14 protein-coding genes are annotated in these 12,789 nt (G+C 70.3%); 10 read left to right on the top strand and 4 right to left on the bottom strand.

Translation table 11 applies throughout. The features are described 5' to 3' along the window. Positions 1 to 176 precede the first annotated feature (176 nt). Together ACWGH4_RS06660 and ACWGH4_RS06655 are read left to right on the top strand one after the other, a co-directional pair. Positions 177 to 707, top strand: a complete 531-nt coding sequence (locus tag ACWGH4_RS06660) for an HXXEE domain-containing protein (RefSeq protein ID WP_453456489.1) — start codon at positions 177 to 179, stop codon at positions 705 to 707. A 36-nt stretch (positions 708 to 743) separates the two neighbouring features. Continuing rightward, a complete protein-coding gene (locus tag ACWGH4_RS06655; RefSeq protein WP_453456486.1) occupies positions 744 to 1,283 on the top strand; it encodes a hypothetical protein in 540 nt (179 codons plus the stop codon). 2 nt (positions 1,284 to 1,285) lie between these two features. Here ACWGH4_RS06655 and ACWGH4_RS06650 read toward each other — a convergent pair whose 3' ends face one another. The 3 genes from ACWGH4_RS06650 to ACWGH4_RS06640 all read right to left on the bottom strand — a co-directional run bounded on the left by ACWGH4_RS06650 (position 1,286) and on the right by ACWGH4_RS06640 (position 3,311). Then, on the bottom strand, positions 1,286 to 1,435 hold the full coding sequence (locus ACWGH4_RS06650) for a hypothetical protein (RefSeq protein WP_453456483.1): 150 nt from the start codon (positions 1,433 to 1,435) through the stop codon (positions 1,286 to 1,288). A 141-nt stretch (positions 1,436 to 1,576) separates the two neighbouring features. After that, positions 1,577 to 2,284, bottom strand: coding sequence for a glycerophosphodiester phosphodiesterase (locus ACWGH4_RS06645; RefSeq protein WP_453456480.1), 708 nt, complete (start codon positions 2,282 to 2,284; stop codon positions 1,577 to 1,579). A 1-nt stretch (position 2,285) separates the two neighbouring features. Continuing rightward, positions 2,286 to 3,311 (bottom strand): adenosine deaminase, encoded by a 1,026-nt coding sequence (locus ACWGH4_RS06640; protein ID WP_453456477.1) that lies wholly within the window; start codon positions 3,309 to 3,311, stop codon positions 2,286 to 2,288. 150 nt (positions 3,312 to 3,461) lie between these two features. Between ACWGH4_RS06640 and ACWGH4_RS06635 the strand changes: the two genes are divergently transcribed. Beyond that, positions 3,462 to 4,160 carry a DUF4190 domain-containing protein gene (locus tag ACWGH4_RS06635; RefSeq protein WP_441266389.1) on the top strand — a complete coding sequence of 233 codons (699 nt, stop codon included), beginning with the start codon at positions 3,462 to 3,464 and terminating at the stop codon, positions 4,158 to 4,160. A gap of 44 nt (positions 4,161 to 4,204) precedes the next feature. On the opposite strand, the gene ACWGH4_RS06630 is transcribed toward ACWGH4_RS06635, so the two are convergent. After that, positions 4,205 to 4,759 carry an NADAR family protein gene (locus tag ACWGH4_RS06630; RefSeq protein WP_453456474.1) on the bottom strand — a complete coding sequence of 185 codons (555 nt, stop codon included), beginning with the start codon at positions 4,757 to 4,759 and terminating at the stop codon, positions 4,205 to 4,207. A 175-nt stretch (positions 4,760 to 4,934) separates the two neighbouring features. Between ACWGH4_RS06630 and ACWGH4_RS06625 the strand changes: the two genes are divergently transcribed. From ACWGH4_RS06625 to ACWGH4_RS06595, 7 genes are all read left to right on the top strand, one after another. Next, positions 4,935 to 6,449, top strand: a complete 1,515-nt coding sequence (locus ACWGH4_RS06625) for a gamma-aminobutyraldehyde dehydrogenase (protein WP_453456471.1) — start codon at positions 4,935 to 4,937, stop codon at positions 6,447 to 6,449. A 52-nt stretch (positions 6,450 to 6,501) separates the two neighbouring features. Further along, entirely contained in the window at positions 6,502 to 7,749 is a 1,248-nt protein-coding gene (locus ACWGH4_RS06620) for a polyamine ABC transporter substrate-binding protein (RefSeq protein WP_453456468.1), read from the top strand. 37 nt (positions 7,750 to 7,786) lie between these two features. Further along, positions 7,787 to 8,938 (top strand): polyamine ABC transporter ATP-binding protein, encoded by a 1,152-nt coding sequence (locus tag ACWGH4_RS06615; protein WP_441266385.1) that lies wholly within the window; start codon positions 7,787 to 7,789, stop codon positions 8,936 to 8,938. Continuing rightward, positions 8,935 to 9,864 carry an ABC transporter permease gene (locus ACWGH4_RS06610; protein ID WP_453456464.1) on the top strand — a complete coding sequence of 310 codons (930 nt, stop codon included), beginning with the start codon at positions 8,935 to 8,937 and terminating at the stop codon, positions 9,862 to 9,864. Before ACWGH4_RS06615 ends, ACWGH4_RS06610 begins: the two co-directional genes overlap by 4 nt. Beyond that, a complete protein-coding gene (locus ACWGH4_RS06605) occupies positions 9,864 to 10,661 on the top strand; it encodes an ABC transporter permease (RefSeq protein ID WP_453456461.1) in 798 nt (265 codons plus the stop codon). Before ACWGH4_RS06610 ends, ACWGH4_RS06605 begins: the two co-directional genes overlap by 1 nt. A 55-nt stretch (positions 10,662 to 10,716) precedes the next feature. After that, positions 10,717 to 12,129, top strand: coding sequence for an NAD(P)/FAD-dependent oxidoreductase (locus ACWGH4_RS06600; RefSeq protein ID WP_453456458.1), 1,413 nt, complete (start codon positions 10,717 to 10,719; stop codon positions 12,127 to 12,129). Positions 12,130 to 12,279: 150 nt separating this feature from the next. Further along, a complete protein-coding gene (locus ACWGH4_RS06595; RefSeq protein WP_453456455.1) occupies positions 12,280 to 12,738 on the top strand; it encodes a hypothetical protein in 459 nt (152 codons plus the stop codon). The last annotated feature ends 51 nt before the right edge of the window (positions 12,739 to 12,789 follow it).

Here is a 12,789-nt window from a genome sequence, read left to right as displayed (position 1 = left end):
GTGCACTTGTGCACCGGGCGCGCTGTCGTGCGGCGGGTCCCATTGGGTTGCTGACGAATGCGTCCGCGTCCACGGCGAACGAACCGTGAGGCCGTCCACCGGCCCCGTACCCCTGGAAGCCCGCGGGATCCGTGAAGGCGCGGTATCGCGACGGCTCCTGGAACAGACTGGGGATCATGAGCGACGACCGTCTCAACCCGACTGTGACATACGGCTTGTTGGCCGCTTGGGCCCTGCACGACCTGGAGGAGCTGGCCACAGGGCCGCAGTGGATACGGGAGAACCTTCCCGTGCTCCGCAAGCGGTTCCCGCAGGCCCCCGATCGGGTCTGGCGGGCGATGGAGGCGGTGGACGAGCGGGAGTTCACAGCGGCGGTGGGGGTGATGGCCGCGATCGTGGGGGCGGCAGCCGTCGCGGGACACCGCACGGGCGGCAGGTCGGCCTTCTATCAGGGCGCGGTGGACGGGTTCGGGTTGCACGGTCTGGTGCATCTCGCCCAGGCGGCCACCTTCCGCGGCTACACCCCGGGCTCGGTGACCTCCCCGCTGATCGTGGTGCCGTTCGCGCTGTGGGCCAGGGGGCGGCTCCGGCGCGCCGGGGTGCTGCGGCCGGCCAGGTCGCGGGATGTGGTGGCGGGGCTGGCGATGGCCGCCGGTGCGACCGCGGTGGCCCACGCGGTCGGCCGGAGGATCAGCGGGTCGCGCTAGTTTTGAACACGTTCACTTCTGCCGTAGGGTGCCGGTATGAGCGAGCGAGCAGCCCTCGTGCGGGGGATACGCGTGTGGTTGGCCTTCTTCGTCGTGTGTCTGTTGCTCAGCGGGGCGACGGCGTTTCCCCTGGTGACGGAATTGCGCCTGCTCGAGGATCTGCTGGCCTCCTCCGCCTCCCCGCTACCGGAGCAACTGCCCGCCCTCATGGAGTGGATCGGGCGGGTACGGGAAGGACTCGACGCGACCGAGGCGAAGTACCCGTTCGTGCTCTACGGCACCGACTGGCTCGCCTTCGCCCACCTCGTGATCGCCGTCGCCTTCTACGGGCCCTACCGCGACCCCGTGCGCAACGTCTGGGTCGTCGAGTTCGGCATGATCGCCTGCGCCGGGATCATTCCGCTCGCCCTGATCTGCGGCCCGATCCGGGGCATCCCCTTCTGGTGGTCGGTCATCGACATGTCCTTCGGCGTCTTCGGCGTGATCCCGCTGTACCTCGTCCGCCGCAGGATCAAGCGGCTCGAGGCGCTGACGGCCCCGGCGAGCGCGGCCGGACCGGTGCCGTCAGCGGCCTGAGGTCACTGGTCGTCCGGCGTGCCGAACGTGGTGAGGACGATGTCCGTGACGACCGGGTTGGCGTCCCACCCCTTCGCGTCCGTGGCGTTCCGGCCCGTCCACTGCCACCTGGCAGAAGCGCCCGCCGCCAGCACGGCCGGCAATACGGCCACCGGCGCGCGTCCACTACCGCTTGTGGCCCGTCGCGCCGAACCGCGACACCGCCGCCGCCCGCGGGGCTCCCCGGTGCGGGCACGGGACGATGTCGTTCCGGACACGGGAGTCGTGGGCCATGTCGGTGCGGATCCGGTCTGTCACCTGCGAGGTCCCTTGGAAGAGCGCGAGTCCTCGAGGACTGCCCTGAGGGCGTCGACCCGGTTCGTGGTGATCGAGTCGATGCCACAGTCGATCAGTCGCCGCATCGTACGGCGGGTGTCCGCCGTCCACGCGGAGACGAGCAGACCGTCCCGGTGCACACGGTCCGTCAACTCCCGTCCCACCAGGCCGAAACGGTAGTTGAGCCAGCGCGGCCTCACGGCCTCGAGCAGCGCGGGCCGCGGCGGGGCCAGCGTCGTCCAGGTCATCGCGATCTCCGCGGCGGCGTCGGCCGCGCGGACCGCGAGCATCGTCGCCGGGCCGGCGCAGTAGTAGACGTGATCCGCCGCACCGCAGCCGCGGACGGTGTCCACCACGCGCCGCACCGACTCCGGTGTCGCGCCGGGCAGATCGATCATCAGCCGGTGCGGCCCGAGTCCGGTCAGCGCCTCGCGCAGGGTGGGCACCCCGCCGTGGGTGAGGCCGTCGACCTCCGCCTTCGTGAGCCTCGCAAGCGGCCGGTCATGGCCCCACAACCGCTTCAGCGTCGCGTCGTGCAGCAGCACCGGGACGCCGTCCCTGGTGAGGCGCACGTCGATCTCGACCGCGTCCGCCCCCCGCTCCAGGGCCGAGCGCAGCGAGGGCAGGGTGTTCTCACGGAACCGGTACGGGTCGCCGCGGTGGGCGACCACCGTCACCGCGCCCATGTCAGCGGGAGAGCCACTCGGCGGTGTACGTGTCGATCTCCGAGACGATGCGGGCCTTGCCCGCCGGATCGAGGAACGACGCCTGCACCGCGTTCTTGGCGAGTCCGGCGACACCGCGTTCGTCCAGGTCCAGCAGCCGGGCGGTGATCGCGTACTCGTGGTTGAGGTCGGTGCTGAACATCGGCGGGTCGTCGCTGTTGACCGTGACCAGGACACCGGCGGAGACCATCTCCTTGACCGGGTGCTGCTCGAGGTCGGTGACCGCCCGGGTGGCGATGTTGGACGTGGGGCACACCTCCAGCGGGATCCGGTGCTCGGCGAGGTGCGCCAGCAGCTTCGGGTCCCGTACCGCGCTGGTGCCGTGGCCGATGCGCTCGGCCCGCAGGTCGTTCAGCGCGTCCCAGATCGTCTGCGGCCCGGTCGTCTCGCCGGCGTGCGGCACGGAACGCAGCCCGGCGGCGATCGCGCGGTCGAAGTACGGCTTGAACTGCGGGCGCGGCACGCCGATCTCGGGTCCGCCGAGACCGAAGGAGACAAGGCCCTCCGGCCGCAGGTCGACCGCGAGCCGGGCGGTCTCCTCCGCGGCCTCGAGACCTGCTTCGCCGGGGATGTCGAAGCACCAGCGCAGCACCACCCCGAGCTCCCGCTCCGCCGCGACGCGGGCGTCCTCGATGGCGGCCATGAAGGCCTTCTCGTCGATGCCGCGGCGGGTGGAGCTGAACGGCGTGATGGTCAGCTCCGCGTAGCGGATGTTCTGCCGCGCCATGTCACGGGCGACCTCGAAGGTGAGCAGCCGTACGTCCTCAGGGGTGCGGATCAGGTCCACGACCGAGAGGTAGACCTCGATGAAGTGCGCGAAGTCGGTGAAGGTGAAGTAGTCGGCGAGTGCCTCGGCATCGGCGGGCACCTTCGAGTCCGGGTGGTTCGCGGCCAGTTCCGCGACGATCCGCGGAGAGGCGGAACCGACATGGTGCACATGCAGCTCTGCCTTGGGCAGCCCTGCGACGAAAGGGCGCAGATCGGTCATCGGATTCCTCCAGGTGGGACGGGCCGCTCCCGTGGACCGGCGACAGGCCCCGTTCGCCGGGCGGTGGTTGTGCTCCGGGATCATGGTAGGCGGCCCACGACGCCGGGAACCGAGGCCGTAACATGGCCGGACCACCGATGGGGGAGAACGATGTCCGACAATCAGGCCCAGCCGCCCGGCGGGCCTCAGCCGCACGACCCGTGGGCTCCGCCGGAGAGCAGCAGCGCAGCCGGCAAGGTGCCCCTGGACAAGCCGGCAGCGGCCCCGCCCGGAGTGCACGACCAGCCCACGGTCATCTCGATGCCCGGCTCGGGCCCCGAGGACACCGGGTCCGTCCCGCCGCCGCCCGTCGCACCGGGCGGGCCCGCACCCGCCCAGCCGGCCGCGGGAGCTTACGGCTACCCGGCCGCCCCGAGCCTGCCGCAGCCCCCGGCCGCCGGTTTCGGCGCCCCGGATCCGTACGGCGCGGGGTACCCGGGCTACCCCGGTTACGGCCAGACCGCGGGCTGGCAGCAGCAGCCGGCCAACGGCATGGGCATCACCGCGATGGTGCTCGGCATCCTCTCCGTCTGCCTGTTCTGTCTGTACGGCGTCGTCGCCATCGTCCTCGGCATCCTCGCGCTGATCTTCGGAATCCTGGGCCGCAAGCGCGCCCAGCGTGGCGAGGCCACCAACGGCGGCATGGCGCTGGCGGGCATCATCCTCGGCGTGTGCGGCATCGTCATCGGGGCCGTCGTCATCGCGCTGATCGCCTGGGGCATCACCACGGCGATCAACGAGGAGAACAAACAGGACGACTACGACTACGACAGCTACTCGAACCACCTGGTCGTCGACGTCACCCGCTAGGTCCTTCCTCCTGGACCGGGCGGGATGCCCCGGTCCGGCCGCTGTCAGCTGATGCCGCTCCGCAACTCCTCGCGTGCCTCCATCAGCGCGAACCCCAGCAGATTGAGCCCGCGCCAGCGCGCGGGGTCCTGCGCCCGCTCGTCGTCCGCGGCCAGCCCGATGCCCCAGATGCGGTCCATCGGGCTGGCCTCGACGAGCACCCGGTCCCCCGTGGCCAGCAGGAAGTCGCGCAGCGCCGCGTCCTGCCCGAACTTGTGCACGCTGCCCGAGCGCACGATGTCGAACCGCTCGCGCTCCCATATGGCGTCGTCGAAGCCGCGCACCAGCCGCCCCGCCTTCTTGGCCTCCGCCGGTGACTTCGCGGCCAGCGCCTTCCGCTCCGCCTCCGCGTCGCCGAACAGCCGGGCCTTGGACGCCATCATCCAGTGCTCCGCCGTCGCGTACCGCACGCCGTCGACCTCGAACGGTGACGGCCACCACTGACTCAGGCAACTGCTGCCGATGGTGCCGTCCTTGCGCGGTGTGTGCCCCCAGAAGTGCAGGTACTTCACCCGTCGCCCGGCCGCCGTGCTCTCGATCAGCTCATTGATCGTCCCCATGCACAGGAGTCTGGCAGCCGCCACGGACATCCCGTCCCGCGCGGGCACCGGTGACGCGACACATGGTCGACCGAATCCGTCGCGTAATCAAATGGCAACAACGGAATCCCTTGTTGCGTGGGTCACCCTCTGTCAGGATCGGCACTCAATTCGAGCTGGGACTACGGAGAGCGCTATGGGCAACCGCTTCCAGACGCAGGACCGCTTCGCTGCCGGCGCGCAGTTCATCGGCGGAAAGCTGCGACCCGGAACCTCGGGGCGTACGCAGGACATCGTCGATCCGGCCACGGGGCGGACGATCCACACGTACGAACTGGCCGGCCCCGCGGACGTGGACGCGGCCGTCGCCGCCGCCCGCGACGCCCGGCCCGGCTGGGCCGGCGCCACCCCCGGCGAACGCTCCGAGGCGCTGCACCGCTTCGCGGCCGTCCTCGCCGACCAGGCCGAGGACCTGGCGGGTGCCGAGTCGCTCCAGTGCGGCAAGCCCATCAGACTGAGTACGGGGTTCGACGTCCCCGGCACCATCGACAACACCGCGTTCTTCGCCGGCGCCGCCCGTCACCTCGAGGGGCAGTCCGCGGGCGAGTACAGCGGCGACCACACCTCGTACGTACGGCGTGAACCGATCGGCACGGTCGGCTCCATCGCCCCCTGGAACTATCCGCTGCAGATGGCCGCCTGGAAGGTTCTGCCGGCCATCGCCGCGGGCAACACCATCGTGCTGAAGCCCGCCGAGATCACCCCGCTCACCTCGCTGATGTTCGCCCAGGCGGCCACCGAGGCAGGCGTCCCCGACGGCGTCGTCAACATCGTCAGCGGCGCGGGCAGGGACGCCGGCGAGCACCTCGTCGGCCATCCGGACATCGACATGACCTCCTTCACCGGCTCGACGGCAGTCGGCAAACGCGTCGCCCGAATCGCCACCGACACCGTCAAGCGCCTCCACCTCGAACTCGGCGGGAAGGCCCCGTTCGTGGTCTTCGACGACGCCGACCTCGAGGCCGCCGCGCACGGGGCGGTCGCGGGATCGCTCATCAACACGGGCCAGGACTGCACCGCGGCCACCCGCGCCTATGTCCAGCGGCCCCTGTACGACGCCTTCGTCGCCGCGGTCGCCGATCTGATGGCGACGGTCCGGCTCGGTGACCCGTTCGACCCGGCGACGGACCTCGGTCCGCTCGTCTCCCATCTGCACCGCGACCGCGTCGCCGCCGTCGTCGACCGGGCCCGCGGTTACGCAACCGTGGTGACCGGCGGCGAAGCGCCGCAAGGGGAGCTGCGCGACGGCGCCTACTATCTGCCCACTCTGATCACCGGTGCCGCCCAGGACAGCGAGATCGTCCGACACGAGATCTTCGGACCCGTCCTGGTCGTGCTGCCCTTCGACACCGACGACGAGGGCCTCGCTCTCGCGAACGACACGCCCTACGGGCTGGCGGCCTCCGCCTGGACCCGGGACGTGTACCGCGCCGGCCGTGCCACCCGGGAGATCAGGGCCGGCTGTGTGTGGGTCAACGACCACATTCCGATCATCAGCGAGATGCCGCACGGCGGATACGGCGCCAGCGGCTTCGGGAAGGACATGTCGGTGTACTCCTTCGAGGAGTACACGCAGGTCAAGCACGTGATGTACGACAACACCGCCGCGGTCCGCAAGGACTGGCACCGCACGATCTTCACAGGCCGATAGCCGCCGGGCCGCGCTCGTCGCGGCCACATCCACCCCGAAAGGGCAGAGCGTCATGGAGCAGTACGAGACCGAGCGCCTCTCCGCGGCCCAGCTGGCGGCCATGCGGCGCAGCCTGACGAACGGGCGAGGGGCGCTGTCCCGCCGTTCGCTGCTGCGGGTGTCGGGCGCGGGCGCGCTCGCCGTCGGCGGCGCGGGCATCCTGAGCGGCTGCGGCATCCCGCCCGCCAAGCGGGAGAGCGGAGCCGCCGACTCCGACGACCACTCGGACAAGGAGAAACAGCTCACCTTCTCCAACTGGACCGAGTACATGGACACCAGCGAGGACGGGAAGAGCCGCCCGACCCTCGAGGCGTTCACGAAGCGGACCGGGATCAAGGTCAAGTACACCGAGGACATCAACGACAACGTCGAGTTCTTCGGCAAGATCCAGCCGCAGCTCGCGGCCGGCCAGGACACCGGCCGCGACCTGATCAACGTCACCGACTGGCTGGCGGCCCGGATCATCCGGCTCGGCTGGGCCCAGAAGCTCGACCCGTCGCTGCTGCCGCACGCCTACGCCAACCTCTCCTCCCAGTTCCGCACCGTGGACTGGGACCCCGGCCGGGCGTACTCGTACCCGTGGACCGGCATCCCATGCGTCATCGCCTACAACTCGAAGGCGACCCGCGGCCGGAAGGTCGACTCCGTCACCCAGCTGCTCGACGACCCGGCGCTCAAGGGCCGCGTCGGCTTCCTCACCGAGATGCGCGACAGCGTCGGGATGACCCTGCTCGACATGGGCAAGGACCCCGGCAAGTTCACCGACGCCGACTACGACGCCGCCATCGGGCGCCTTCAGAAGGGCGTCGACAAGAAGCAGATCCGTCGCTTCACCGGCAACGACTACACGTCCGACCTGGCCAAGGGCGACATCGCCGCCTGTCTCGCCTGGGCGGGCGACGTAATCCAGCTCCAGGCCGACAACCCCGACATCAAGTACGCGATCCCGGCCGCCGGTTACGTCACGGCGACCGACAACCTGCTCGTCCCGGCCGAGGCACGGCACCGCAAGAACGCCACCCGGCTCATCGACTACTACTACGAGCTGCCCGTCGCCGCGCAGCTCGCCGCGTACATCAACTACGTGTGCCCGGTCGCCGGCGTCGGCGCCGAACTCGCGAAGATCGACCCGGAGCTGGCGAAGAACCCGCTGATCATCCCGGACGAGGCCATGGCCGCCAAGTCCCATTCGTTCCGCTCGCTCTCCTCCAAGGAAGAGACGGCGTACGAAGAGAAGTTCGCCAAGCTCATCGGCGCCTGACCCGCCCCCCTTCCCCCGACACCTGGGATCGCGACCCATGACTGACAAGCAAGCGGGCGGCGATGTCCGCCTCTCCGGGATCAGCAAGACCTACGGCTCCTTCACGGCCGTCCACCCGCTGGACCTGACCGTCCCCCAAGGCTCGTTCTTCGCCCTGCTCGGCGCCTCCGGCTGCGGAAAGACCACCACGCTGCGGATGATCGCCGGACTCGAGGACCCGACGACGGGCACCGTCCGTCTCGGCGACAAGGACGTCACCGCCCTGCCGCCGCACAAGCGCCCCGTGAACACGGTCTTCCAGAGCTACGCGCTCTTCCCGCACCTGAGCGTCTACGAGAACGTCGCCTTCGGCCTGCGCCGCCGCGGCGTCAAGTCCGTGAAGAAGCAGGTCGACGACATGCTGGAGCTCGTCCAGCTCGGCGACTTCGCCCAGCGCAAGCCGCACCAGCTCTCCGGTGGCCAGCAGCAGCGGGTCGCCGTCGCCCGCGCGCTCATCAACCACCCGCAGGTCCTGCTGCTCGACGAGCCGCTCGGCGCCCTCGACCTCAAGCTGCGGCGCCAGATGCAGCTCGAGCTCAAGCGCATCCAGACGGAGGTCGGCATCACCTTCGTCCATGTCACCCACGACCAGGAGGAGGCCATGACCATGGCCGACACGGTCGCGGTGATGAACGGGGGCAGGGTCGAGCAGCTCGGAGCCCCGGCGGAGCTGTACGAGAACCCGCGGACCACCTTCGTCGCCAACTTCCTCGGCACCTCCAACCTCATCGAGGCAGAGGTGGTCCAGAGCTCGGGCGGCGAGGTCGTCGTCACCGCGGGCGGCGGCAAGCTCCGGCTGCCCGCCGGGCGCTGTCCGGACGCCACCGCCGCCGGCGGCCGGCTCCTCGTCGGGGTCCGGCCGGAGAAGATCTCCCTCACTCCCGTCGCCGACGCGGACGCCGTGCCGGCCGGCCGCAACTCCGTCACGGGCCGGATCCTCGACTCCTCCTTCATCGGCGTCTCCACGCAGTACGTCGTCGAGAGCCCGGCGGGCAAGAGCCTCGAGGTCTACGCACAGAACGTCGAACACCGGGCCGGCCTGGGGCCGGGCGCCGAGGTCGTCCTGCACTGGAACCCGGAGCACACCTTCGGCCTCGACGCCGCCCAGGCCATCGACGCGGGTGTGGAGACGGTGGGGGAGCGCCCATGACCGTCACCCAGGCACCGCCGCTGTCGCCCGCCCCCGGCGGGCCGCCCGCCCACAAGACGCCGGTACGCCGCAGGCTGGTCCCTTACTGGCTGCTGCTCCCGGGCATCCTGTGGCTGGTCGTCTTCTTCGTGCTGCCTCTCGTCTACCAGGCGTCGACCTCCGTGCAGACGGGGTCCCTGGAGGAGGGCTTCGAGGTCACCTGGCACTTCGCGACCTACTGGGACGCGCTGAGCGAGTACTACCCGCAGTTCCTGCGATCGCTGCTGTACGCGGGCACCGCCACCGCCCTGTGCCTGCTGCTCGGCTATCCGCTCGCGTATCTCATCGCGTTCAAGGCCGGCCGCTGGCGCAATCTGCTGCTGGTGCTGGTGATCGCACCGTTCTTCACCAGCTTCCTGATCCGCACGCTCGCCTGGAAGACGATCCTCGCGGACGGCGGACCGGTGGTGGAGGCGCTGGGCGCCGTCGGGTTCCTGGACGTCACCAGCTGGCTCGGGCTCACCGAAGGCAGCCGCGTGCTCGCCACACCGCTGGCGGTCGTCACCGGTCTGACGTACAACTTCCTGCCGTTCATGATCCTTCCGCTCTACACCTCGCTGGAGCGGATCGACCCGCGGCTCCACGAGGCGGCCGGGGACCTGTACGCCAGGCCCGCCACGACCTTCCGCAAGGTGACCCTCCCGCTGTCCATGCCGGGCGTGGTCTCCGGGACGCTGCTGACGTTCATTCCGGCGAGCGGTGACTACGTCAACGCCCAGCTGCTGGGCTCGACCGACACCCGCATGATCGGAAACGTCATCCAGTCGCAGTTCCTGCGGGTGCTCGACTACCCGACGGCGGCCGCGCTGTCGTTCATCCTGATGGCGATCGTGCTGATCACGGTCACCGTCTACATCCGCCGGGCCGGAACGGAGGGCCTGGTCTGATGAGCTGGGCAAGGCGCAACATCGTCGTCATCGCGGGACTGCTCACGCTCGCGTACCTGATCCTGCCGAACATCGTCGTGATGGTGTTCTCGTTCAACAAGCCGGCCGGGCGCTTCAACTACGCCTGGCGGGAGTTCTCCTCCGACGCGTGGCGCGACCCGTGCGGCGTCGCCGACCTGTGCGGCTCGCTCGCGCTCTCCCTGCAGATCGCGCTGTGGGCGACGGTCGGCGCGACCGTCCTCGGCGCCATGATCGCCTTCGCGCTCGTCCGCTACCGGTTCCGGGCCCGCGGCACGATCAACTCGCTGATCTTCCTGCCGATGGCGATGCCCGAAGTGGTCATGGCCGCCTCGCTGCTGACGCTCTTCCTCAACCTCGGGGCCGAGCTGGGCTTCTGGACCATCCTCATCGCGCACACCATGTTCTGTCTGAGCTTCGTCGTGGTGGCGGTGAAGGCACGGGTCATGTCGATGGACCCCAGGCTGGAGGAAGCGGCGAGGGACCTCTACGCCGGGCCCGTTCAGACGTTCCTGCGGGTCACGCTCCCGATTGCCGCACCCGGCATCGCCGCCGGCGCGATGCTGGCCTTCGCCCTGTCCTTCGACGACTTCATCATCACCAACTTCAACTCCGGCAACACCGTCACCTTCCCCATGTTCGTGTGGGGTTCGGCCCAGCGCGGTACGCCCGTCCAGATCAACGTCATCGGTACGGCCATGTTCGTCGTCGCCGTACTGATCGTGGCCGGTGGTCAGATCATCAGCAGCCGCCGGAAGAAGCGCGCCCTGACCCGGTAGACCGGACCGGCCCCACCGGCACCGGATCCGGTAGCACCCAGAAGGAGTGGGAACCATGGCCCCAGCCGCCATGACCTCTGCACGATCACTCTCCGACGCGCGGCCCGCGCCGTTCTGGCTGGAAGACCCCGGCAAGCCCGAGCCGCTGCCCGCCCTCGCCGGCGACGAGAGGTGCGACCTCCTTGTCGTCGGGGGCGGATACAGCGGACTGTGGACGGCGCTGCTCGCCAAGGAGCGGGACCCGGCACGGGACGTCGTCCTGATCGAGGGCCGGGAGGCAGGCTGGGCCGCCTCCGGCCGCAACGGCGGCTTCTGCGCCGCCTCGCTCACCCACGGCCTCGGCAACGGACTGGCCCGCTGGCCGGACGAGCTGACCAAGCTGGAGGAGCTCGGCGGGCGCAACCTCGACGCCATCGAGGAGGCCGTCGGCCGGTACCGCATCGACTGCGACTTCGAACGCACCGGTGAGATCGACGTCGCCACCGAGCCCTACCAGCTCGCCGAGCTCCACGAGATGCACCAGGAGGCCACCCGGCTCGGATTCACCGGCCTCGAACTCCTCGACGCGGACGCGATGCGCGCGGAGGTCGACTCGCCGACCTTCCTCGGCGGGCTGTGGGACCGCCGCGGGGTGGCGATGCTGCACCCTGCGAAGCTGGCCTGGGGCCTTCGCCGGGCGTGTCTGGAGCTCGGGGTGCGCATCTACGAGAACACCCCCGGCCTGCGGCTCACGCCCTCCGGCCCGGGCATCGTCGTCCGCACCCCCTACGGCCGCGTCCTCGCGCACCGGGTGGCGCTCGGCACGAACGTCTTCCCCTCGCTGATCAGGCGGGTACGCGCCTACACCGTCCCGGTGTACGACTACGCGCTGATGACCGAGCCGCTCAGCGCCGCCCAGCTCGCCTCCGTCGGCTGGAAGCGGCGGCAGGGGCTCGGCGACAGCGCCAACCAGTTCCACTACTTCCGCATCACCGCCGACAACCGCATCCTGTGGGGCGGCTACGACGCGGTCTATCCCTTCGGCGGCAAGGTGCGCGCCGAGATGGACCACCGGCCGGAGACCTATCTGAAGCTGGCGTCGCACTTCTTCCGCTGCTTCCCGCAGCTCGAAGGGCTCCGCTTCAGCCATGCCTGGGGCGGCGCCATCGACACCTGCACCCGCTTCTCCGCCTTCTTCGGCACCGCGCACGGCGGCAAGGTCGCCTACGCGGCCGGCTTCACGGGCCTCGGTGTCGGCGCGACCCGGTTCGGCGCCGACGTGATGCTCGACCTGCTGTCGGGAGAGCGGACCGAGCGGACCGAGCTGAAGATGGTGCGCAGCAAGCCGCTCCCGTTCCCGCCGGAACCGGTGGCATGGGCCGGTATCGGCCTGACCAAGTGGGCCATGGCGAGGGCCGACGCCAACGGCGGCCGGCGAAATCTGTGGCTGCGGACGATGGACCGGTTCGGCCTCGGCTTCGACAGCTGACCCGCCGCCCCGGCCGCCTGTGCCCACCGCGTCCCGGACGGGCGGTGCGGCTCACCGACGGCTGATCCCCCAAGTCGCGTAACGGATGGGCCCCGCCCCGCTCTCTGTGTGTGCAAGCACCTCGTGCACACGGAAAACGGAGACCGGATCATGACCGGAACGAGCGCCAGGATCGCGATGGAGTGGCTGGCGGCGGTGGCCCCGGACCCGGAGGCCTGCCGGTGGGAGTGGGAGAGGAACCAGCACGGGATCGCCCTCCTGCCGGCGGGCCGGCGCTGGGACGTACTGATCCTGCCGGGCGAGCTGGGGTATCCCACGCTGGATGTGCTGACCCGGCTGGTCGACCGGCCGGGTCCGGTCCTTTCCGGCTTCGGTGAGTCCCGCATGGGCTTCTTCGTGCCGCCCGGCACCGCGGGACGGTGGCTGGGCACCGGTATCCGCACGGCGGGGCAGGGCACTTGGATCATCGTGCCGTATCCGGGCAGGACGGCGGGGCGGGTGCGCTGGCTGATCCCTCCGGACGGCTCCGGGACACTCACCGATCCCTCACTGCTGGAGCTCGCCATGCACGAGGCCGCCGCGGGGCTCGCGCGCGGCGGCAGGGACTGAGCGCGGCGTGGCCGACCAGGAAGTGCCAGAGGTCTTGACAACCTGATTGGT

The sequence above is a fragment of the Streptomyces sp. NPDC054847 genome (genome assembly GCF_053610925.1).
The sequence above is the reverse complement of the archived record's forward strand: the minus strand, read 5'-3'. Positions and strand labels throughout refer to the sequence as shown.